This window comes from Paenisporosarcina quisquiliarum (genome assembly GCF_043641925.1).
GTDB lineage: Bacteria > Bacillota > Bacilli > Bacillales_A > Planococcaceae > Paenisporosarcina > Paenisporosarcina quisquiliarum_A.
Genome location: NZ_JBHZRU010000007.1, coordinates 23040 through 45548, shown reverse-complemented (window position 1 = coordinate 45548; position 22509 = coordinate 23040). Strand labels below are relative to the sequence as shown.

At 35.0% G+C, this 22509-nt stretch carries 20 protein-coding genes; 16 read left to right on the top strand and 4 right to left on the bottom strand.

The genetic code is table 11. From position 1 onward, the window contains the following. Nucleotides 1–14 precede the first annotated feature (14 nt). From ACHUE4_RS06870 to ACHUE4_RS06855, 4 genes are all read left to right on the top strand, one after another. Nucleotides 15–791: a hypothetical protein gene (locus tag ACHUE4_RS06870; protein WP_394188637.1), complete on the top strand. Its 777-nt coding sequence runs from the start codon at nt 15–17 to the stop codon at nt 789–791. Between the two features lie 99 nt (nt 792–890). Next, nucleotides 891–1646 (top strand): RNA polymerase sigma-I factor, encoded by a 756-nt coding sequence (gene sigI / locus ACHUE4_RS06865; RefSeq protein WP_394188636.1) that lies wholly within the window; start codon nt 891–893, stop codon nt 1644–1646. A 2-nt stretch (nt 1647–1648) separates the two neighbouring features. After that, nucleotides 1649–2764 (top strand): anti-sigma-I factor RsgI family protein, encoded by a 1116-nt coding sequence (locus ACHUE4_RS06860; protein ID WP_394188635.1) that lies wholly within the window; start codon nt 1649–1651, stop codon nt 2762–2764. Nucleotides 2765–2979: 215 nt separating this feature from the next. Further along, nucleotides 2980–4329 carry a TrkH family potassium uptake protein gene (locus tag ACHUE4_RS06855; protein WP_394188634.1) on the top strand — a complete coding sequence of 450 codons (1350 nt, stop codon included), beginning with the start codon at nt 2980–2982 and terminating at the stop codon, nt 4327–4329. Nucleotides 4330–4351: 22 nt separating this feature from the next. Here the strand turns inward: ACHUE4_RS06855 and ACHUE4_RS06850 are convergent, their stop codons facing one another. Next, the gene (locus tag ACHUE4_RS06850; protein ID WP_394188633.1) at nt 4352–6103 is read right to left on the bottom strand and encodes a B12-binding domain-containing radical SAM protein; all 1752 of its coding nucleotides are present in this window, start codon (nt 6101–6103) and stop codon (nt 4352–4354) included. Between the two features lie 188 nt (nt 6104–6291). Between ACHUE4_RS06850 and ACHUE4_RS06845 the strand changes: the two genes are divergently transcribed. Together ACHUE4_RS06845 and ACHUE4_RS06840 are read left to right on the top strand one after the other, a co-directional pair. After that, a complete protein-coding gene (locus ACHUE4_RS06845) occupies nt 6292–7734 on the top strand; it encodes an ATP-binding protein (RefSeq protein WP_394188632.1) in 1443 nt (480 codons plus the stop codon). 104 nt (nt 7735–7838) lie between these two features. Beyond that, a complete protein-coding gene (locus tag ACHUE4_RS06840) occupies nt 7839–8285 on the top strand; it encodes a MarR family winged helix-turn-helix transcriptional regulator (protein ID WP_394188631.1) in 447 nt (148 codons plus the stop codon). A gap of 738 nt (nt 8286–9023) precedes the next feature. Here the strand turns inward: ACHUE4_RS06840 and ACHUE4_RS06835 are convergent. Both ACHUE4_RS06835 and ACHUE4_RS06830 read right to left on the bottom strand, forming a co-directional pair. Further along, the gene (locus ACHUE4_RS06835; protein ID WP_394188630.1) at nt 9024–9725 is read right to left on the bottom strand and encodes a hypothetical protein; all 702 of its coding nucleotides are present in this window, start codon (nt 9723–9725) and stop codon (nt 9024–9026) included. Between the two features lie 48 nt (nt 9726–9773). Beyond that, on the bottom strand, nt 9774–10388 hold the full coding sequence (locus ACHUE4_RS06830; RefSeq protein ID WP_394188629.1) for a CPBP family intramembrane glutamic endopeptidase: 615 nt from the start codon (nt 10386–10388) through the stop codon (nt 9774–9776). 184 nt (nt 10389–10572) lie between these two features. Between ACHUE4_RS06830 and ACHUE4_RS06825 the strand changes: the two genes are divergently transcribed. From ACHUE4_RS06825 to ACHUE4_RS06790, 8 genes are all read left to right on the top strand, one after another. After that, nucleotides 10573–10761: a hypothetical protein gene (locus tag ACHUE4_RS06825; protein ID WP_394188628.1), complete on the top strand. Its 189-nt coding sequence runs from the start codon at nt 10573–10575 to the stop codon at nt 10759–10761. Nucleotides 10762–10858: 97 nt separating this feature from the next. Further along, on the top strand, nt 10859–11047 hold the full coding sequence (locus tag ACHUE4_RS06820) for an aspartyl-phosphate phosphatase Spo0E family protein (RefSeq protein ID WP_394188627.1): 189 nt from the start codon (nt 10859–10861) through the stop codon (nt 11045–11047). A gap of 158 nt (nt 11048–11205) precedes the next feature. After that, nucleotides 11206–12144, top strand: a complete 939-nt coding sequence (locus tag ACHUE4_RS06815; protein WP_394188626.1) for an AAA family ATPase — start codon at nt 11206–11208, stop codon at nt 12142–12144. Next, on the top strand, nt 12141–13325 hold the full coding sequence (locus ACHUE4_RS06810) for a DUF58 domain-containing protein (RefSeq protein WP_394188625.1): 1185 nt from the start codon (nt 12141–12143) through the stop codon (nt 13323–13325). The genes ACHUE4_RS06815 and ACHUE4_RS06810 overlap by 4 nt, the downstream gene beginning before the upstream one ends. After that, a complete protein-coding gene (locus ACHUE4_RS06805; protein WP_394188624.1) occupies nt 13295–14542 on the top strand; it encodes a hypothetical protein in 1248 nt (415 codons plus the stop codon). The genes ACHUE4_RS06810 and ACHUE4_RS06805 overlap by 31 nt, the downstream gene beginning before the upstream one ends. 326 nt (nt 14543–14868) lie before the next feature. Beyond that, nucleotides 14869–15741, top strand: coding sequence for an NAD(P)-dependent oxidoreductase (locus ACHUE4_RS06800; protein WP_394188623.1), 873 nt, complete (start codon nt 14869–14871; stop codon nt 15739–15741). A 24-nt stretch (nt 15742–15765) separates the two neighbouring features. After that, nucleotides 15766–17085 carry an MFS transporter gene (locus ACHUE4_RS06795; protein ID WP_394188622.1) on the top strand — a complete coding sequence of 440 codons (1320 nt, stop codon included), beginning with the start codon at nt 15766–15768 and terminating at the stop codon, nt 17083–17085. A gap of 58 nt (nt 17086–17143) precedes the next feature. Continuing rightward, nucleotides 17144–18049 carry a chemotaxis protein gene (locus tag ACHUE4_RS06790; RefSeq protein ID WP_394188621.1) on the top strand — a complete coding sequence of 302 codons (906 nt, stop codon included), beginning with the start codon at nt 17144–17146 and terminating at the stop codon, nt 18047–18049. A 55-nt stretch (nt 18050–18104) separates the two neighbouring features. Here the strand turns inward: ACHUE4_RS06790 and ACHUE4_RS06785 are convergent, their stop codons facing one another. Then, on the bottom strand, nt 18105–18572 hold the full coding sequence (locus tag ACHUE4_RS06785; protein WP_394188620.1) for a YkyB family protein: 468 nt from the start codon (nt 18570–18572) through the stop codon (nt 18105–18107). Between the two features lie 138 nt (nt 18573–18710). Here ACHUE4_RS06785 and ppx point away from each other — a divergent pair, with 138 nt between their 5' ends. Together ppx and ACHUE4_RS06775 are read left to right on the top strand one after the other, a co-directional pair. Next, complete coding sequence (gene ppx / locus ACHUE4_RS06780) at nt 18711–20249, top strand: exopolyphosphatase (protein ID WP_394188619.1); 1539 nt, start codon at nt 18711–18713, stop codon at nt 20247–20249. Nucleotides 20250–20253: 4 nt separating this feature from the next. Continuing rightward, nucleotides 20254–22362 carry an RNA degradosome polyphosphate kinase gene (locus ACHUE4_RS06775; RefSeq protein WP_394188618.1) on the top strand — a complete coding sequence of 703 codons (2109 nt, stop codon included), beginning with the start codon at nt 20254–20256 and terminating at the stop codon, nt 22360–22362. Nucleotides 22363–22509 lie beyond the last annotated feature (147 nt).

Sequence of the window (22509 nt, the reverse complement as noted above, 5' to 3'; positions counted from 1 at the left end):
ACGGGGTGAAGTAAATGAAAAACTTAAAAACTTGGAAATCGATTAGTGCTACATTACTTGCTGCAACATTAGTAACATCAACATCTGCACAAGTATTAGCAAATGACACTGAAAAAGTTGACACGACTTATGAAACAGTAAACTTACAAGAAGCATTAGAAAATGTAAAAGAAGAAAATGCATCATCTGCAGATTTAGAAGTTATTTCATCTGTAGTACCAGTCGGATATTTAGCAAATAACATTTTTGCATTATCAATGAATTTAGAAAAAATTAGTAACCCTAGAGCGAAAGAAGCGCTTCAAAAAAATATTGAACGTGCTATTGCAAGATGGGAAGCTAAACAAAAAGCAGAAGAAGTTGCAACAACTCCTGAAGAGGAAGCAACTCCTACAGAAGAAGAAACTACAACACCTGAAGAAGTAGTAACTGTTCCTGAGGATGTTGTAACAACGCCTGAAACTGAAGAAGAAGAAGAAGTAACAACTCCAGAAACGGAAGCTACAACACCAGTTGTTGAAGAAAAAGAAGAGTTGGAAGATGCTGAAAAGAAAGCTTTGAAAAAAGCTGAAATTGCAGCAAAAAAAGCTGAAAAATTAGCTGAAATTGCAGCTCATAAAGCAGCAGTAAAGGCAAAAGCTGAAGAGAAAAAAGTTGCTGCCAAAGCAAAAGCCGAAGAGAAAAAAGTAGCAGCACAAGCTAAAGCTGAAGCAAAAAAAGCAGCAGCACAAGCTAAAGCTGAAGCAAAAAAAGCTAAGCATGAAGATAAAGGTAAAAAAGACAAAGAGTAATTGTTAGGTAACTGACATATAAAACTACTTTTCATTTTAATAAGAACCCGTTACAATCGATAAGAATTAGTCTATCGAATGAACGGAAGGTGATTGCATATGCTACTAGCGTCAATACAAGGTTTATTTGTACGCAAAAGTAATAACTCAAATATTGAGCCGCTAGTGGCTAAAGCAAAGGATGGGGATGAAGAAGTTCTAAATGATCTTCTTCTTTCCTATGCACCTTATATGAAAAAAACAGCTTCATTTGTTTGTAAAAGATATATTCACGAACAAGACGACGAATACAGTATTGCATTATCAGCATTTCATGAAGCCATTCAACACTATGAAGTTTCTAAAAATGCTTCCTTTTTAACTTTTGCTCATCTGCTGATTCGGCGTAAACTGATCGATCATATTCGCAAAGAAGCTCGACGTAAAGATTCACCAGTTGGGTTAGGACTAGATAGTTCAGAAGATGAATTAGATGCATTTGGGACACTCGAATCCTCTCATTCATTCGAACAGTTTACAGCGGAGCAGCAAGCTGCAGAAAGACGAGTACAGATTTTTGCATATGAACAGTTGCTAAAACCATACGGATTATCATTTCAAGAATTAGTGAAGGTCTCGCCTTCACATGAAGATACACGTCAAACAGCGTTTCAAATCGCTCAGATTATCGCGGAGTCTGACGAATTCTATGAAACATTCCTACAAAAAAAACAACTTCCAATGAAAGAATTAGAAGAGTTAGTAATGGTTTCTCGTAAAACGATTGAGAGACAAAGGAAATATATTGTGGCCATTGTGATTTTATTAAAAAGTGATTTAGATTATTTAAAAGATTATTTAAAAGGACGGATGTAAAAATGAACAAACAAAAGGGAATCGTATTTGAAAATACGTCTTCATATAGTATTTTTTTAACAGATGATGGTCGATTCCTAAAAGGGATTCCCGACTCTTTGTCTGACGTTGGGGAAGAAGTATCATTTCGTCCTTATGTAGAAATGGTTGCATTTAAAAAGCCAAAGAGAACGGCATACATGGCACCGCTTATTGCTGCAGTGGCTATCGTATTTATGTTTTTCTCTGTATTGATACCGTCACAATCGAAAGTATCAGCGTATGTACAGATGGATTTCAATCCAAGTGTTGAACTTGGAATTGATAGAAAAGGTGATGTACAAGTATTTAGAGGTTTAAATGAAGATGGAGTTGCCTTAAAAAGAGATATCTCTTTTTGGAAAGGTAAGTCGTTAACATGGGTTATGTCTAAAATCGTAAGTGAATCCAATGTTTCATTTGAAGACGAAAGTAAATTTGGAATTACAACAATCATTTCAGAAAGTCAAAATCAAGTGGCACTCGAAAAAATTATTACAACAGCTGTAACGCGAACGACTGTAAAAGTTGCTCCGGAAAAAATTAGAATTAAGCAAGCCACTATCGAGGAACGTCTTCAAGCAAATGAAAAAGGCGTATCTGTTGAATCTTATAAAGAATCACAAGCAAAAGTGAATGAGAAAGAAAAATCTTTAGAAAATCAACCAGTTACTCTTCCAAAAGAAAAGAAAGCTAAAGAAAAAGAGAATTCATCAAATCAAGGTAAAGCTAAACAAAACAATAAAGAACAACCAAAAAAAGAAAAGAAAAATAATCATAAAAACGAAAATAAAAACGATCAAAGTAAAAATGGAAACCAAAAGATAAACAATACTAAACAAGAAGTGAATGAGCAAAAAAACAGAGTAAAACAAAATAAGACCGACAAAAAAGAAAAAGCGTCAAATTCTTCTCAATCAAATAAGTCGGACCAAACAAGAAATAATGAAAGAAATGAACGTAAATCCCAAGATTCAAAGCAAAAAAAGAATGACTATAAAAAGCAATCAAATAATAAATCGCATAACAATCAAAACGGTCAACAGAACAAAAATGACCATCCATCAAAAAATTCTAACAGTAAAAAGAATGATCGATGAAAACCTTGCAAGCTTTTCATATGAAAAGCTTGTTTTTCTTTTGTTCTACTGATGTATGTGAATAAGTAGAAGGGGATCTGTTTAGGAATAGCGTTGAGTGCGCTAATTTGATGGCACCATTTGTTTTTCTATATAAGTAATCCTTTCTTTTTATCGTTTTTTTTCTTAGAATAGGAATATGACTCTCGTGTCTGTTGAAAGGACTTGACTGATTTATGAATCCAATTGTTCGACGAATACGAAGACTGACACCCGCACAAGCTATCGTTTCTTATTATTTTCTTGCGATTGCTTTTTCTGTCTTGTTATTAAGTTTACCGGGTGTCCATCAAGATGGCGTGAAAGTCCCTTTTTTAGACAGTGTTTTTACTGCTGTTAGTGCTGTCAGTGTAACTGGTCTTACAGTTATAGACGTATCACAAACCTACTCAACGTTTGGTATCTTTATGCTGATGCTTGTTCTTCAATTAGGTGGAATTGGCATTATGTCACTGGGTACTTTTATTTGGTTAATTGTTGGTAAAAAAATTGGTTTACGTGAACGACAGTTGATTATGATGGATCATAATCAACACTCTTTATCTGGTGTCGTGAGTTTGATTATTGAAATTATAAAAATTTTATTATTAATTGAGGCAATTGGCGCACTGATTTTATCATTTTACTTCACTCAGTTTTATGAATCGTTTTCACAAGCATTTATCCATGGACTATTCGCTGCAGTATCTGCAACTACCAACGGTGGTTTTGATATTACTGGACAGTCTTTAATGATGTATCATAACGATTACTTTGTTCAAATTATCAACATGATTCTCATTATTTTAGGTGCAATTGGATTTCCTGTGTTAATAGAAGTTAAAGCGTTTTTATCTAACAAAAATAAAAACTTCAGATTTTCTTTATTCACAAAGATTACGACTGTCACATTTGGTGTTTTATTAGCCGTTGGGACTGTTGTGATATTAGCTTTAGAGATGTTTAATTCTTTTAAAGGCATGTCCTGGCACGAGGCATTATTCACAGCGATGTTTCACTCGGTATCATCCCGTTCAGGTGGCCTTGTCACTTTCGACGTTACGCAATTCAGCGAAGGAACAAACATCTTTATGAGTGCTTTGATGTTCATTGGGGCTTCCCCAAGTTCTGTAGGTGGGGGGATTCGCACCACAACGTTTGCCATTGCCATATTATTTTTAATTAACTTCGCTAGAGGTAAAAGTGAAATACAGATATTTAATCGAGAAATAGAACTGATCGACGTTTTTCGTTCATATGCTGTCATCATTCTAGCTATTTTCATGGTTTTAGTTGCTACAATGGCATTATCAATATCTGAACCGAATTTACCGATAACAGCACTTGTCTTTGAAATAACTTCAGCATTCGGAACATGTGGAATGTCTTTAGGTATAACGGATGATTTATCGAACTTCGGTAAAGTGTTAATTATGATTCTGATGTTTATCGGTCGAGTTGGGTTGATTTCCTTTTTGTTTACAATAGGTGGAAGAGCGACAAAAACGAAATATCAGTTCCCAAAAGAACGCGTAATAATCGGATAAAAAAAGAGCAAATATCCTGTACTCAGGATATTTGCTCTTTTTGAATAAATGAAAATTGTGGGGATTGACCTGGCTTATAGTAAGTTAATAAATAACCATCTTTTGACTGTAGGGTATTTTCGTGCTCAAGTGCAGTTAAATCCAATGAGAATGGGACCAGTGAGGTTTGTTTGTGAACTTCACGTTCATGCAAAGATAACTGTGCAAATTGTTGTCCTGCAATTAAAGGATTCTCGATTATTTTTTTATAAATCATCGATTGTTCTTCTCTTGCCATTTCTTTTTCCCACCAAGGTTTTCTTGGTTGGAACTTTTGATGACTTAAGTAATCTAATTTCATTAAACTACGGACAGTCGCCATATGTGCGCGTCCGTCATAAAGTAGGAATTCTTCCAAACGTTTAAACAGATCTTCTAATTGATGACCAATTCTAGACCACCCTTTATTCTCCCAGTACGACCCAAAGTCTTGGAAGAAATCGAAAGGAGTTTCAAAGGTATGTTTAACTAAGTATTCAACCGTACGGTCTAAACGGTGGGCGTTCCAATACTTCTCTAAAACATCTTCAGCTTGTTTAATACGTAGCATATCGTCAAAGCTTAACACGTTATTTGAGAAAATTTCGTATGGAGCTTGATCAACAAATACATATCCGTATTCTTTAGCTTGTATCCGTAGTCCAGTCCCACGTAAAAGCTTCAAAAAGCCAAGTTGTAATTCTTCTGGTCGCATTTCAAATACATCGTTAAATGTTTGTTTAAAGGAAGCGTAGTCTTCTTCAGGTAAGCCAGCAATTAAATCTAAATGTTGAGCTATCTTGCCGCCTTCTTTAACCATTGTGACGGTTCTAGTTAATTTGGCGAAATTTTGTTTTCGTTTAACAAGTTCGTTTGTTAAGTCATTTGTCGATTGAACACCAATCTCAAAACGGAATAAGCCAACAGGTGCATTGTCATTTAAAAATTGAATGACTTCCGGGCGCATAATGTCAGCAGTTATTTCAAATTGAAATACAACGCCCGGTTTGTGTTCGTCTATTAAGAATTGGAACATTTCCATGGCATAGCTTCGGCTAATATTAAACGTGCGATCAACAAATTTAATTATTTTAGCACCATGATCCATCAAATAGCGAATATCTTCTTTTACTTTTTCTCTGTTAAAGTAGCGAACGCCTACTTCAATGGAAGATAAACAGAATTGACAGGAAAAAGGGCATCCTCGACTTGTTTCTACATACACAATCCTTTTAGATAAATCGGCAAGATCTTCTGTAAATCGATATGGAGAGGGCATTTCACGTAAATCAATTTTTGGTCCCATTGCATTTAGCATAAACTTGTCTTCTTTTTCATAACATATTCCAGGGACATCTTTTAATTCCACATCACCTTGTAAGGCATGAAGTAGCTGTTTAAAGGAAACTTCACCTTCACCCATGACAATAAAATCAATTTCTTTATTTTCCTTTAACCAATAGTTAGCATCATAAGATACTTCAGGACCGCCAAGAACAACGACAGTTTCAGGACTTACTTTCTTTAACATACGGACAACCTTTAACGTTTCTTCAATATTCCATATATAACAACTAAATCCGACAACTTGCGGTTTTTTCAAAAAAATGTCGGATACAATCGAAAAGGCAGGATCTTTTATCGTATATTCAGCAATCTCCGGATTAAAATCTGGTTGAGCTGCTGCTTTAAGACATCGCAAAGCTAAATTTGTATGAATAAACTTCGCATTAAGTGTTGCAATTACTATGTTCATTTAACATTCTCCTTTACTACATTTGTTTATTTTAACAGGGTTAGAACATACAAACAATATCCCACTATATACCTATTCAGTTTAATACTTTAGTATGGAATAATCGGAGTTACGCGTGTATATTTTTTGTTTATTCAGAATATAAAAATAATTATAGTATGAAAGTATTAAATAAAGTGAAAGGTTCGGTGAACAGTTTGATTGGAAGTAAAAGAAATCAAGTCTTCGAATTTTTGTTTCAACAAAGTCAAAGTCCAGTGTTCATATTAAATCCAGATCAAAATTGGATTGATTTAAATGACGCTGCAAAAGAGCTTTTTTTACTATCCTCGGAAATTCCTTTTCATGAAATGTTGGACAAGGAATCGAAAAACATATGGATTGATTTTCTCGATGAAGTCAAAATACATTCAACTGCTTCCTGCCAATTAAAGCTCCGTCCTAGATCACAAAAAGAATACTTATCATCTACGATAACAGGGTACTATGATCCTGAAGTGAAAGAATTGTTCTTTTGTATGAAAGAGTGCAAGAGTCTTCCTGAAGATAACATCTCATATGTTGATTTTTTCAAACACGCAAAACATGGTCTAATCCTATCTGACCTAGCAGGAACAATCGTTGATATTAATCATCAAGCTGAAGACTATTTTTCAATAAAAAAAGATCAAGTATTGGGTTTACCAGTCATGCACATCCATTTCCTTTTTAAAGAATCGACACAAGAAATTGAGACTTTTTATCAACAATTGAAAGTTAACAATTTTGCAGAAATGATATTAAGACGATATGAATCAAATAACACGGAAAAATACTATCATTTTAAAACTAGCTTTAATGAACTGAATAACTTGTATGTAACAGTTATTAAAGATGAGTCAGAGGTTGAGTGTCTAAGAAAGAAAGCGGCTCATGCGGATTCTCTTTCAACGCTAGGACAACTTGCAGCAAGTATTGCTCATGAAATTCGAAATCCAATGACTTCTTTAAAAGGGTTTACCCAGTTGTTAAGTCAAACGGTATCAGGAGATGGAACGAGATATATTCAAGTAATAGAAACAGAATTGAACCGGATGGATGAAATATTAAATGAATTCCTGGTACTTTCAAAACCAACAAATCGTTCCAAAGATATTGTGTGTATCAATTCCTTGCTCAACCAAGTCATAGAATTTATGCAGCCGCAAGCGATTATGTATAACACCGTGATTCATGATGATTTGTCTGAAATGGAAGAGACTTGTATCCTAGGTGATTCTTATGAATTGAAGAAAGTGTTTATTAACATCCTTAAAAATGCCATTGAAGAAATGACTTCCGATGGTGTTATTCGAATTTACAAATCAATTACTTTTGACAATAAAGTGAAAATATCCATTAGCGACCAAGGGAGGGGAATGACGAAAGAACAAATAGATCAAGTATTTCTACCTTTCTTCACGACTAAGCAAAATGGAACTGGTTTAGGACTTTCACACGCCATTCAAACTGTTGAACAGCATGGTGGGTTTATTGAAATTGAAAGTGAACTAAATCGAGGGACAACCTTCCATTTATATTTACCACTAAGTACCGTTGGAAATAAACTTGAGAGTAACCCAATACTATTAAATTCACCTAGTGGAAGGTGATTTTATATTCATAGGACGGAAGAACAAATGAGTCATTTTGACAAAACTCTTTGATTCCCTATATACTTGTGGTAATTCAAGACATTGGGAATAAGGTGATTAAGTTGAAATCTGAAGAAATATCGCAATCATTAAAGTTATTTATAGTTTTATCAAGGTCAAACAAGGCTCTGCATGAATGTACTAATCAATTCTTTCAAGCAAATGGATTAAATCCAACTGAATTTGCCGTGATGGAACTGTTGTTTCACAAAGGACGTCAACCACTTCAAAAAATCGGTAATAAAATCTTACTTGCAAGTGGATCAATTACGTACGTGATTGATAAATTAGAAAAGCGAGGATTTATTCACCGTGTGAATTGTCCGTCCGATCGTCGAGTTACTTTCGCTGAGATAACGCCAGAGGGTGAAGCTTTTATGGCTAAATTATTCCCAGAGCATGAGCAGCAACTTCATGAAATTATGAATGCATTAACAGCTGAAGAAAAAGACCAAGCTATCTACCTGCTTAAGAAATTAGGTTTATCAATAAAGGATTTATCTTATTAAAACTTGTTCGTTAAACATAGCTTGCATCCAAAATGGTGCAAGCTATGTTTTTTTTGTGAAAACAGTCTTCAGAAAAAGCCGCCCACTATCTAACAAAAGTTGCAAAGTCATTATCAATTTTTTATGATGCACCAAAGTGATTGTCTAAATAATTATTTATAAAAATTTTGCCTATTTGAAATTACTTGGATTGATAAAATGATAGCTTTAGCATGATAAAAAGTCATTGATTGGGCTGTTGAAATTACAAGATAGTTGAGAAAATAAATGTTCCAAGTAAAAAAAACACAAAATGTTGTAGATGAAAATCTCTTAAACAAATGTGTTTATTCTTATATAAGGAATGCCTTATAATATTGAATTTACAACTACCACGATTTTAGTTGATTGCAATGGAGGTGGCGTAAAACAACTGCTCCTGTTTCTGCATCGCTCCGCTAGCTTCGAAACATGAAAGTACGTTGCATCGCTGCACTAGCTTCGTCGCAAAGATTAGAACTATGGTTCTAATCTTTCCAGCGGAATCAGCAAGAACTGAAGACCCTGGACTGAGCGGCGCGAAGGAAGCGTCTGAAGTCTTGCCCGCAGAAAGCGTCCACCGCAATGAAAATCAACATTAGAAGACCTCTACGAATGTTAATTCATTGTTGTGCTAACTTCGAGCCAGGGTGTGAAAATCAATACAAAAAAGGACCGTCTCTCAGTCATTTAATGACTAGGAGACGGTCCAATTTTTAATTACTCTTTCATTCCAATAGTTTCGCCCATTTTTAAGAATGCATCAGTCATGCTTTCATTTTTACGATCGAAAATAGTTAATCGAACAATTAGGTCACCTTGTTCAAATACAATCCCTGAAACAGTTCCAAGATCCGTAACGACTTCCACACCTGATTGATTAGAAATCCCAGCTCCTTGAGGAAGTTTTGCGTCATCTTCAATTGTAACTGGTTCACTCCCGATACTTACTGCAGCCATAGTTTGAAGCATGTTTTCACGAACAAAATCAATGGATGCATCAGCCTTGGAAAGCGTTTCAATACGCATAAAGACCGCATCATTTTCTGTTAAATAAAGTGAATCTTTATTCGGTTCTTCACCTGTTAATTCGAAACCTTCTAATTTATAAATAGAATAGTTTTGTTCGTCACTATTCGTAAGAGTAGCAGTCTCTTCTTTTGCTTCACCTTTTACGCTGAAGGATAAAGTTTTTTCAGGACCTCTTTCCTCTGTAACTTCTTCTGAATTTGTATCTTCAGTTGATTCGTCTTCTGTCTCTTCAACTGTTTCTTCTGGTGCTGTCGTTTCTTCTTGGTCAACTTCTTCTACATCTGATGATGTATTTCCTTGACCTGAGTTTGTATCTTCCGAAGTATTACAAGCTGCTAGCATTGAAATTGATAGAGTAATTGATGCCATTAATAACCAATATTTCTGCATGTTAAAATCCCCCTTTAAGTAAGTAGACGTGATGTCGTGTGATTTGTTTCAAGAAGTTAGTGGTAGGACCAAAAACAGGAGTATGGTCATTGTGATATGAGCAATTATAATGAGGGGCATACTACGTTTCCACTCGTACAAAAGTCCCCAAATGAATCCTGAGAAACAAGCTGCAATAACACCTAACCAAAAACCACTAAATGATAGCGAGAAGCCGAATAATAAGGCAGCTGTTACAACTGCAAAGAATGGACTCATATAGGCTTTGAGTTTTTGTTGAATAAAGCCTCGCCAAAATAATTCTTCACCTGGTGCGATGATTAACATTAATAAAAGATAATGCCAAACAGTGGTAGGTCCATAACTTTCAAGAAAATTCTCTACAGAGAGAATGGTTTGATTTGAAAAAATGGAGAATAAATGAAATCCGGCTGCTATTAAACCGTACGTTAATGTACCATACCCAACACCGAACACGAGGAATTCCCATGTTTGAACTTCGTCTTCCATTTTTCCATGGACAAATGAGGCGGCTATAAATAACAATGTTGTAAAGGTGTACATATACCAAAAAATGTTGCTATTTGAAAATGTGAAATATAATAACAAATAGGCAGCTGGAATATAAAGAACCCAACGTTGGGTTGATGCAATCCAATTCATTTATACACCTCCTAAATAATATTTCTTTCGATAATGATCGAATAAGATTGAGCGTGAAGAGTTGATTAATGTATTGTATACTTTCGTATAACAAGAGTATGCATACCTTATAGTTTGCATCAAAAAGGTAAGAAGGTAAAGGTTTTTTAGTAAAAATGACAATAAGAAGCTAGGGGAGAATAGAGTGGGAAATTTTGAAAAGGCCATACAAGATCTTAAGGAAGGAAAAATCGATTCTTTAAGTATTTCAAAAGAAGATTTTCTTGAATTTAGAGAAATATTAATTCAACAAATTGATTTTAAACACTTTCGTGGAATTGCACATCAAGGTGGATCGGTCATCTACACATATGAAAAGGTTGCAAGAAGTTAAGTTGATGTCGTAATTTGTCGGAAATTATCTCTGTAGAAAATTTACTTTTCGTGTATAATAATGGATAATATGAAGTTTTTTTAAAGGAGCCGTTATCGTGACTGAATCACTTTTAAAGCAAGTAGAAATCACACGAGAAGCTATGATACAATCGGCTATTGAAAATGGGTTTAGTAATTCGAAAACCATTCAACTCAGTAAAAAACTAGATCAGTTATTAAATATCTACCAATTACCTAAAAAGTTAAAGCATTCTAAAGGAAAATCAGTTGTTCTGAAAAACTAAACTCTTAGCAGTTTAGTTTTTTATTTGAATTTTGAAATTTTCGTTCAATTGAAAAAATTACGCCGGTGAAGCTCATGATTTCAAGGTGATTTTTTTACATTTTACTTTTATTTGGAAGAACATTGTAAAGAAAAAGCTACTTATATAGGGGGATGTATATGAACAAGCTTAGACAGATAAAAGAAACATTAAACAACGCAATAATAGGAAGAGAGAAAGAAATTGATTTTATGTTGATTGCCTTGATTCAAGGTGGACATGTTCTTCTTGAGAGTGTCCCAGGATCGGGGAAGACAATGATGGCTAAAACCTTTGCGCATGCATTTGAAGGCGACTTTAAACGTTTGCAATTTACACCTGATGTCTTACCTTCTGACGTAACAGGAATCAGTTATTTCGATCCGAAATCACAAGACTTTATTGTTAGACCTGGACCAGTCATGACCAATATTTTATTGGCTGATGAAATAAACCGCGCGACTCCGAGGACTCAGTCGAGTTTGTTAGAGTCAATGGAAGAAAAGCAAGTAACAATAGATGGGGAAACCTTGAAGTTGCCAAATCCATTTATGGTCATCGCTACACAAAATCCAGTGGAATCACAGCAAGGGACATTTTCTTTACCTGCTGCACAACTAGATCGTTTTCTATTTAAAATTAGTATTGGATATCCAACCTTTGAAGAAGAAAGACAGATCTTACGCGATTTTAATGAAAATCCAGGAGAGGTTCGCTCATCTACTGTTTTGACCATCTCAGACGTTTTGGAATGGAAGAAAGAAATTAAATCCATAACTGTCCATGAAGATGTGGAAACTTACATACTTCAACTAGTACAAGCTACGAGACAACATCCATACATTGAATTAGGTCTAAGTTCTAGAGCTACACTTGCTCTTGTACATGCATCTCAAGGGATTGCATTTTTACAAAACCGATCATTTGTTACGCCTGACGATGTAAAATATGTCTTTTCGCCACTTGCTTCCCATCGTCTTATGCTGACAGCTGAAGGGATGCTTATTCATGATCCAATAGATTTACTTAACCAAATCATTGAATCGGTTCAAACGCCTGTAGAGGCCGCTATCAAATGATTTGGAAACGAGATTATTATGGTGCTGCACAAACAAAGTGGGCCTTAGTGGTTTTAGGGTTTTTGTTTGTGTTTTCATTGCTTCTAATGAATTATGTAGTTGCTGGTGTATTTGCTTTTTTAGGGACAATTGCTAGTTTGCAATTTTGGTATTTTAGGCAGGTTGGAAAAAGACTGGTTATGCAAAATGAGAAAAACAGAAGTCGATTATTAGTACATGGTCCATCTTCGTGGACATTGGAATTTGAGAATCCTGGTCTGCCCATTTGGAATGGTCAACTAAGACTTCATTTTCAAAATGCCGTCAATCCCATCTATCCACAATCAAACGCCCATGGTCAATTAAACGAAGTCTTAGTTCCATTTACAATTGGCTACAAAGAAAAAATAGTTTTGAATATACCGGTTCAAGGCGCTAAGAGGGGCATATCAAAACTGAAAGATGTAGAATTGACAATTCCACATTTATTTGGCGAAGGTTCAATTGTAATGACCTATCAACCAATCATCTTAATGGACCAAATGGTATTCCCAAATATTTTCCCTGTTAAGGAATTGAGACACCCATCACCACTAAAGCCTGGTTCTTTTGAAATGAAACACTCCATATTTAATGATGTATTTTCTCCAATAGGTACGAGAGATTATGTCCCGTCTGATCAATTTCATCATATTCACTGGAAAGCTAGTGCAAGACTACAAAAACTACAAACGAAAGTATTTACGCAGATTGCAAATGAGTCTGTCATGCTCATTGTCAATATTGCACAAGGTTATTCGATCATTTCTGATTTAGAGGAAAAGATTGAAGTAATTGCATCCTTTATTGATTTTTATTATCGTGAAGGAATTCCTTATTCAATTGTTATTAATGTTCGAGCATTTGGACAATCTCCTTACCTTTTTATTCCTACAGGTGATGGACAAAAGCAACGACAAAAATCAATGGAACTTTTATCGATTCTTTCTAAAAATGATTTAACTATGCCTTTTAATCGGATGTTAAGCCATTTGGAAATTCATGAAGAGTTTCCAATGTCCGTTATCATTTTCACTCACGATGAAAAAGAAGCTGCCCCTTATATAGCAAAGTGGAAACAAAAAACGAAAGTATTGGTTTATGGTGATGATCGGAAAGGAGGAGAGATCCAATGGAAAAAGGATTTGATTCCAACTCGTTAATCACTAGTCAATCAATAGGGAAATATGTGCAGGATATTTGGTTAATCGCTTTTTTCTTTATATTGATTCCTGACGGTGCCAGTATTTCACTAACGATGATCTGGTTAGTCATGCATACACTCATTTTAATAAGTGTATTATTCATTTTCCGAAAAACAGGCTACCAGATAGCGGTGCCATTACTAATTTCATTATTAATAACCTTATTAGTATTTCTATTTGGAGCTCCATTTTGGTTTTATCTTGCAGTTGTTTTTGTAAGTGTATGGAGAATACAGGAGAGGTTTGCAACCGAACAAGATGACTTAACTCATGATGGAATGTTCTATATGTTGCTTATTCTTTTCTTTTCAATCAGCATTTTTGTTTCTATAGTTATGCAAAATAACGAAGCGATTAGCGATAGTTATTTTCTAGTCATTTCCGGTGTCATCGTATATATCATTCACAGACTTATCGTGCACTGGCTAATGACCAAAACAATTAATCAGATTCCTTTTTATTATATTGTGATTTTTTTTGGTGCAATTATGGGAATAGCAAGTAGTGTATATTTCATTGTTTCATTATTTGCTGAAAAAACGAGAATTTTATTTGTTGCACTCTTTGGTGATTTATTGATGCTCCTTTTTGTTCCTTTAGGCACTGTTTTAAACTGGTTCAAAGAAAGATTCCAATCGATTAGCCCACCTGAAGAAGAGCAAAAAGAAGCTGTTCAGCAAATTAGTGAAGCCTTAGATGAACTAAAGCCTCTTCAAGATCAGAGTACACAATCAATCGATTTTCCATGGATGATGATTTTCATAGGTGTTGCAACAATTCTTGTTATTTATTTGCTGTGGAAATTATCTAAAAAGAGATTGGAAAAAAACACACCTAAAAAGAACATGGAAATTTCCATTAGTCGAGAACCCATTTTGACCTCGACGGTTTCTAAAAGTAATGAAGTTCCGTGGGCATATTCGATGGAGACCAATATCGTTCGTGAAGCTTACCGGTCATTTGAAAAGCAAGCACGGGAATTTGGTTTAGCCAGACTTCAAGATGAAACTGTTCGTGAATGGTTTAGTAGACAAAACTGGCAAGGCGACAAACGATTTTTTTCGATTTATGACACGGTTCGCTATGGTCAAACTCAAATGAGTGGTGCAGATGGTGAATGGTTTATTACCCAATTAGAATTGTTTTCTGAAAAATATTTTTCAAATGAGGTTTAAAGTTTTGAAAAAAGGGGGAAATTAATCTTGAACACAGCAACATTCTCATTTCCCCCTTTTTATAGGACATCTTCCATAATGGAAAGTGTCCTACTTTTTTTTGTCTAAATTTCCCCTCAGAAAATTATTGTTCATTTTTCTAGAATTTTAAAGTTACATTGATTTGCGTACACATGAATATCAAGCGTCTTTAGTTAACCCCTCTGGTTAGCAAAACATTCTTACAAAATTAAATATGCACATTATCGGAATCTTTCGATGTTTAAGTGAATGAACTTTGATAAACTAATATCACAGAGATTAATACAGTACTTGGAGGTTTTAACATGGAAAAGAAATGGAAAGTTGGATTTGTAGGTACAGGAGTAATGGGTAAAAGCATTGTAAAGCATTTATTAACAGCAGGACATGAAGTGTCTATTTATACACGTACGAAAGCGAAAGCACTTGAATTAATCGAAATGGGTGCTGTTTGGAAGGACACGCCTGGAGAAGTAGCGGCATGCTCAAGTGTTGTATTCACTATGGTAGGGTATCCCCAAGATGTAAAAGAGGTTTATTACGGGGAGCAAGGAATTTATCAACATGGAGATGAGAATTTAATCGTGGTTGATTTAACGACTTCAACTCCGACACTTGCGATTGAACTATATGAAAAAGCGAAGGAGTATCAAATGAATTCGTTGGATGCGCCGGTTTCTGGCGGAGATATTGGTGCTCAAACAGGTAAACTTTCCATCATGGTTGGTGGAGACGAAGACGTTTTCAACTCAACTTTGCCGTTGTTTGAGTTATTTGGTGAGCATATTGTTTACCAAGGAGAAGCTGGTGCAGGACAACATACGAAAATGTGTAATCAAATCGCCATTGCTTCTTCCATGATTGCTGCATGTGAAGCTTTAAGTTATGCAAAAGGAGCAAATTTAAATCCTGAAAATGTTTTAAAATCAATTACGAAAGGGGCAGCTGGATCATGGTCATTAACTAATCTAGCTCCGCGTATGTTAAAAGAGGATTTTGAGGCAGGATTTTATATGAAGCATTTCATTAAAGACATGGGTATCGCACTTGATGAAGCTAAGCGAATGAATTTATCATTACCTGGGTTAGAACTTGCGTATGAAACGTATCAAGAATTAGCGAAACAAGGTCTAGAAAATGAAGGAACACAAGCTTTATATAAAGCTTATGTAAAATAGAGACTTCACTATGGGGGAAATGAGATGAACGGTCAAAATGAGGCACCACGGAGTCCTTTAGCACTGTATTTAACAATTCCAATTCTATCATGGGCTTTTTACGATTTTGCTAATACGATATTTTCTTCGAATATCAATACCGTGTTTTTCCCGTTTTATACTGATGAAGTCATCGGAACGAATGAGGCTCGTCAGCAAGTAGCGAGCACATTCGTCTCGTATGCAAATGCAGTTGCTAGTTTTTTACTGGTTATATTTTCACCATTGTTCGGTGTGTGGATCGATCGCACAGGTTATAAAAAGCGATTTATTGTCTGGTTTGCATCGATTTCGATTGCTGCTACTTTCATGATGGGGATTTTTGGAGGCATTCAAAGCGAGTCATTATTATGGGGCGTCCCTCTATCATACGCACTCGTCGTCATAAGTTTTGTCATTGCCAAGTTCTTCTTTAACTCTAGTCTTGTCTTTTATGATTCGATGATGAGTGATTTAGGAACGAAGCAGGAAATGCCTTTGATTTCAGGATTTGGAGTGGCCGTTGGGTACTTAGGAACAATTGTCGGTTTACTTGTGTACTTAATTGTATCCGAGGGAGATTATTATAAAGCGTTTATACCTACAGCCATTTTATATTTATTATTTTCGCTGCCCTTATTTTTTATTAATAAAGACAAACCGATTCCAAAAGAACTTCGAGAAAAAGGAAGTTTCTTTAAAGGATATCAAGATATCATTCAAACATTTAAAGAAATGAAATCGTATAAATCGGTATTTACTTTTATGATTGCTTATTTCTTTATTAATGATGCTATCGCTACCACGATTGCAATGATGGCGATCTATGCAACTGTAATTGTTGGATTTTCTTCGGGACAATTCATTATTTTATATTTAGTTTCAACTATTTCAGCCGTAATTGGTTCCTTTATTTTTGGCTATATCATTAAGCGAATTGGAGCAAAACACGGTGTTACCATTGTGGCGATTTTAATGATCGTTTCACTTATTATTTCCGTCTTTGCTGTTGACCAGTGGATGTTCTGGATTTCTGGTAGTATGTTTGGGGTTTCCTTAGGATCGATGTGGGTAACTTCTAGAACTCTCATTATTGAATTGACACCTGATCATAAGCGTGGACAATTCTTCGGGCTATTTGCCTTTTCTGGTAAAGTATCATCCATTATTGGTCCAGCAGTATATGGTACGATCACGTATCAGCTTCAAGACTATGGTCCGCTTGCAAGTCGCATTGCGTTATCGACCTTAATCGTGATGACTATTATTGGGTTAATTATTCATCTAAAAGTTAAACATGAGTCACCAAAAGTGAATATAGGTTAAAGGCGACCGCTATGATACAATCGTAGTACATGTAGTCAATCAGTAAGGGGTGCTTTATATGGATAGTCAAAAAGGGATTTTATTGGAAAGTGGAACAAATGAACTAGAAATCGTTGAATTTGAAGTAGGGTCAAATAAATTCGGTATTAATGTAATTAAAGTGAAAGAAATTTTACAACCACTACCTGTTACGATTATTCCTCTTTCACATCCTCATATTGAAGGGATTGTTCAATTAAGAGGAGAAGTATTGCCAGTGGTTAACATGGCCAAAGTGCTAGGAACGGAATTAAAAGGCAGTGCTCATGAACAAAAATTTATTGTTGCAGAATTTAATAAGCAGCGAGTTGTATTCCACGTGGACCATGTTTCCTTAATTCATCGAATTTCTTGGAACCAAATTGAGAAGCCTTCAGAAATGTATCAAGGAGGCAATTCTCAAATTATTGGCGTGGTGAAAAAAGGAGAAGATATGATTCTCTTATTAGACTTTGAGCGAATCATGGTGGATATCAATCCTGAATCAGGAATTCAAGTGGATGCAGTCAAAAAATTAGGTAAGCGAGAACGCTCAGACAAAAAAATTGTCATAGCAGAGGATTCTCCGTTATTACGAAAATTATTGCATGAAACAATGAGTGAAGCTGGGTATATGAATCTTGAGTTTTTTGAGAATGGATACGATGCATTGCAATACTTAGAAAATATTGCGAAATCAACTAAAAATATAGAAGAGCATGTACAACTTGTTATAACTGATATTGAGATGCCACAAATGGACGGGCATCATTTAACGAAACAAATCAAGTCAAATTCAGTATTAGCCAAACTTCCAGTTATTATTTTCTCTAGTTTGATCACAGATGATTTAAGACACAAAGGTGATCAAGTTGGCGCACAAGTTCAAATTAGTAAACCTGAAATAGCTGAGTTAGTATTAAAAGCTGATCAGTATATTTTATAGTATTCATTAGAAAAGCCGGAACCTTTTGAAGGGTTCCGGCTTTTTATAAAAATTATTAATCTAAATAAGAACTGCCAAACGTAAATGATCGTTTGGATGAGACATTCCGCTTGTTCGCAGAAGGGGAGTTAGAAGTGGATTTCTTAGAAATGATTGTATGATGAAGTCCTGTATAGGAGCTCAATAATTGTTTCGCGGAATTCAAACTCATTCGTCTTTGTGGATTTCTGTAAGTGTCGTCTAAATCACCTAAATGGGGAAGGCTTTTAAAATCTTCTTTTTTGGGTAATAAATGAAAAAAGTAATCTGCACATTGAACCAACACAGAAGATTGTTGTTGACTGAGTTTAGGATTTTTAACGAAATGCAAACCTAGTTTTTTAGCTTTACCAGTAGCAATCATTTTTTCAATGGCTAATCTTTTTAACTCATACAAGTATTTATTATCTGTAGCAGTTTTCGCATGTTTATTTACAACGAAAATCGCCGTTGCTAATTGTTCATCATTCAAATTGTTTTTCATTTTATCCCACCCATCTTGTGACTCAGCTTTTATACCTAGAAATAAGGAAAATTCAGAGCATTCAATTAACTATTATAATACCAATATTTACTCAACATGTATAGAGAAATCCAAATTAATAGGAAAAAGGTGAATTTTATGAAGTCAACTAAAACTGCTATTTTGGACATAGGGTCTAATACAATTCGATTAGTTATTTATTCATTTGATGACCGAAGGGGTTTAAGGGAATTTGAAAATATAAAAACAGTAGCGCGACTTCGTACATATTTGTCTAAAGATGGTTCAATGAGTACAGAGGGAATTCAGCTCTTAGAGGATGTATTAACTTCATTTCAACTTATGCTTGAAGATTATCAAGTAGACGAAGTTCTAGCTACAGCAACAGCTGCCATTCGACAAGCAACAAACAGCGATGAAATCTTAAGAAGAATGAAAAAAAACACTGGATTTGATATTGATTTATTATCTGAGGAAGAAGAAGCTTATTTTGGCTTTTTAGCTGTGGTTCATTCCGTTCCAACTGAAAATGCTGTGACCATTGATATTGGCGGAGGAAGTACAGAGGTTACTTATTATATAAATAAACAATTACAAAAAACACATAGTTTTCCGTTTGGTGTCGTTTCTTTAAAACAACAATTCATGAAAGAAAATCGTATGACCAATGCAGAAAAAGAACAATTAGCTCTTTTTGCCGAAGCTCAATTTAGATCTCTATCATGGTTGCAGGGCGTTCAAGAAACTGTTATTGGAATTGGGGGGAGTGCTCGTAATATTGCTCAAATTGATCAACAACGTAAGCAATACCCCCTTTCGAGTGTGCATCAGTACACAATGAAAGTAAATGATATTGATTCATTAAGTGACACACTTTCAGATTTAACAATAGACGAACTTAAAAAAATTGATGGCTTGTCGAGTGATCGCTCTGACATTATTATTCCGGCTTTAGAAGTCTTTAAAGCACTAATGAAGGTTGTTCAATCGAAGGATTTTATGTTTAGCCGTAAAGGTTTACGAGAAGGAATTATGCTCAATCGAGTTTTACAAAGTCACCCGAATTCACTGAATAAACACCAAGTGTTTGAACAGAGTAAATTGGCATTATCAGAGGAGTATGAAATCGACCAAAATAATGCGCATCATTTAGAATTTCTAGCCGTGCAATTGTATGAGGAGTGTATCCAACACAACGTTGTTGAATTCCACCCAGAAGATTTAGAAATTCTGAAACGTGCTTCCGCGCTATTTTACTTAGGGGAATATATTGATGCGGATTCCGTCAGCCAGCATACATTTTACATTTTAGCTAATCGTTCAATCGATGGAATTGCCCATCTAGATCGCCTAAAGCTTGCGTTAGTAGCTTCTTACAAAAATAAAGACACCTTTAAACATTTTGCTGAACCTTTTGAATCCTGGTTATCGAAAGATGAATTAAAGCGTTTACGTAATCTTGGCGCAATCTTAAAATTCTCTTATGGTTTAAATGGTTCAAAGAGACATGTAGTTGAAAAGGTTGACATGTCTAAAAAAACGACTGGGTATCATATTGATTTGTACGTTAATGGCAATGCAATGGCTGAAAAATATCAAGCTGAGAAACAAAAAAAGCATATTGAACGCTTATGTAAGTGTGATGTGACCTTATCGTTCCACACAAAGGGAGAGTAAGTAGATGACTGACAAAATCGATATTTTAAAAGAACTTGAAAAGCCCAAGTATTATAATAATCGAGAGTTAAGTTGGTTAGCTTTTAATGAGCGCGTTTTACAAGAAGCTGAAGATGAACGAAATCCATTATTAGAAAGATTAAAGTTCTTAGCCATTTTTAGTTCGAACTTAGATGAATTCTTTATGGTACGTGTGGCAGGTCTTCAAGATCAGGTGAGAGCTAATTTTCAAAAGCCTGAAAACAAAGCGGGACTAACACCAAAAGAACAATTAAAACATGTTTCAGAAGAAACTCAAATGTTAGTTGCAAGACAAACGGTGATTTACAAAAAGTTGGTTGAAAAACAACTATTAAAAGAAAATGTTTTCGTACAATCCTTTAAGGAATTGACGTCTACTGAAAAAGAATTTGCTCAAGCTTATTTCGAGGAACAAGTATTCCCTGTTCTTACGCCAGTAGCAGTAGATGCGTATCGACCTTTTCCAACATTATTAAATAAAACCATGAACATTATGGTCTTGTTAGAAAAAACGCAAGAGAATGAGTTAGTCGAAAAAGTAGCGATTGTTCAAGTACCTTCTGTATTACCTAGGTTCGTCACGATTGCTACTAGCGATGAGAAAAAAATACTGATTTATTTAGAGGATTTAATCATTCATGAAATTAATCAATTGTTTTATGGTTATGAAGTGAAATCAGTTAGTACATTTAGAATGACGCGGAATGCTGATTTAACTATCCATGAAGAAGGTGCACGAGATTTATTAGTTGAAATTGAGAAAGAACTTAAAAAGAGAAAATGGGGCGCAGCTAGCAGATTAGAAGTCCGAAAGAATGAGATTGACCCTCATGTACTGGAGTATTTATTGAAAGAATTAGAAGTTCATGAGGATGATGTCTATGAAATTGATTGTCCAATAGATTTAACTTGCTTATTCTCATTCGTGAAAGAAATAAATACGGGGAGAGAGCATCTTGAATTTCAGAGTTATATTGCTCAGCCACCTTTTGATCTTGCTTCAGAAGAGAATTTATTCGAAAAGGCGATTCAGCAAGATTTGTTCTTCCACCATCCGTATGAATCATTTGCGCCAATTATAGACTTTGTGTCTGAAGCAGCAGATGACCCAACGGTTTTAGCCATTAAACAAACACTTTATCGCGTGAGTGGGAATTCACCTGTTATTCATGCCCTGAAAAGAGCAGCTGAAAATGGTAAACAAGTTACCGTGTTGGTTGAGTTAAAAGCAAGGTTTGATGAGGAGAATAATGTGCATTGGGCGAAGGAGTTAGAGCAAGCTGGATGTCTTGTCATTTATGGCATGAATAATTTAAAGACACACTCCAAAATTACGTTAGTTGTACGCAGTAAAAATGGTGTAATTGAACGGTTTGTACATCTTGGAACTGGAAATTATAATGATCAAACCGCAAAAGTTTATACGGACATGAGCATAATTACGACGAAGAAAAAGTTTGGAATAGATGCAACGAACTTTTTTAACTACTTAAGTGGATATACCGAGAAACCAAAATTCCATCACTTAGTCATGGCTCCCTATACAATTCGCGATGAATTTGTCAGGTTAATAGAAGAAGAAATTCAATTTCATCAAAAGCATGGAGATGGATATATTCAATTAAAAATGAATTCTTTAACGGATAAAGAATTGATTATCAAGATGTATGAAGCCTCTATAGCTGGCGTGAAAATTGATTTAATTGTCCGGGGAATTTGTTGCCTTCGCCCACAAATAAAAGGGGTCAGTGAAAATATTCGAGTGATCAGCATTGTGGGGAGATTTCTTGAACATTCCCGCATTTATTATTTTCATCATCACGGTAAGAAGTTACTCTATTTATCATCGGCAGACATGATGACCCGCAATATGATTAAACGTGTGGAACTTTTATTTCCGATAAATGATGACGGTATTAAAACACGTATTCTAGACGTTTTAGACTTGCAAATGAAAGATACAATGAAAGCGCGAATTCAAAATGAACATGGTAAATATTCGTATATAAAGCCTAAGAAACATGAAAAACCATTTAACAGTCAGGAAGAGTTATTGAAATTGACTTATCGTGTAACGCATGATGGAGAATAAATTGATGAATATTTCCTTCAAATTCACAGAATCGTGACGATATAACTAGGAAGTTGTCGTTTATCATAAAAAAATGATGTTCAAACTAGTTAAAACCAACTACAATAGAACTTGTATAGAAGTATATGTGCAATTATTGGAGGAAAT